The 1,105-nt window shown below is 71.2% G+C and carries 1 protein-coding gene; it reads left to right on the top strand.

The features are described 5' to 3' along the window. Positions 1-296: 296 nt before the first annotated feature. Positions 297-1,076, top strand: coding sequence for a hypothetical protein (locus Psi01_RS42900; RefSeq protein ID WP_204069958.1), 780 nt, complete (start codon positions 297-299; stop codon positions 1,074-1,076). Positions 1,077-1,105: the final 29 nt, after the last annotated feature.

Below are 1,105 nucleotides of genomic sequence, written 5' to 3'. Positions count from 1 at the left end.
TCCACCGACTGCTCCACCACGGTCCCGACCCGTCGGGACCGTGCGGCACGGGCCGCCCGCGAACCCGCGGGCGGCCTGGTCTTTTTTTCATGCAAAACGCGTATTTTTATCAACTAAATGTGTTGCACCATGAGCACATCGTGATAATTGGTAATAAAAACCGTGATCAATTGGATGCAAAGCCTTCATGGTGTAACACTGTTTTAATGTATTCCCTGGTCAGCGCCCCTGTGCTCGGTTTCGATCTCACGCGGTTGGACGGCGGAGCGGCGACCGTCGCAGTGCTCTCCCGCGCCTTGCGCCTCGATTCCGGCGACCTGCCGGCACTGGCCAGAAGGCTCCCCGACGACGGCGTCCGCGCCCAGCTCTGGCAGGACATCGACGCCGCGATCGTCCTGCAGCCGACCGTCCGCGGCCTGGCCAGCCAGAACGCCGAGGGCGCCCTGGCCCTGCTGGAGCGCGCCCCCATCGGCACGCCCGACGCGCTGCTGCACTGCGTCCGGAACGACGTGCTCGACTGGACCTGGCACCGGGAGGACGGCGTCCGCGTCCAGGACGACGTGGCGGCCCGCGCCACCTCGGTCGTGTGCGACGCGGTGATGGCCACCTATCTGCGGGAGCTGCTGCCGGCCGACACCCGCCGCCGGCTGGCCGTGGGCTGGCTCGCCGGCACCCGCGAGCTGACCGACCGGCCGGTCGACACCGGCCCCCAGCACGAGGCCGTCATGGCGCTGTGCCGCCGCATCGAGACCCTCAGCGCCGCCGACGTGGACCGCCTGTCCGGGCTCGCCGAGCGCAACCGGCCCGGCACCGCCTCCTGGTCGCAGGCCGTGCACGCCGCCTCCTGGGCGGTGCACACCTCCGACCGCGTGCGCGCCGCCGCGGCCGCCCAGTTCGAACTCGTCCAGGCCGTCGACGGCGCCGGGATCCCGGTCGCCGACCGCGCGGGCGGCGTGTGGAACCTGCTCAGCGGCGCCGTGCACGCCCTGACCGTCTCCGACCTGCTGGATGCGGCCCTGATGGAGCAGCTGCTCGACCCGTGCCTGTCCGTGCTGGGCCTGCCCGTCCCCAGCTGAGCGCGGCCGGCGCCCTACGGCGGGCGCCC

The organism is Paraplanobispora siamensis (genome assembly GCF_016863175.1).
GTDB classification, from domain to species: domain Bacteria; phylum Actinomycetota; class Actinomycetes; order Streptosporangiales; family Streptosporangiaceae; genus Planobispora; species Planobispora siamensis.
The sequence above is the reverse complement of the archived record's forward strand: the minus strand, read 5'-3'. Positions and strand labels throughout refer to the sequence as shown.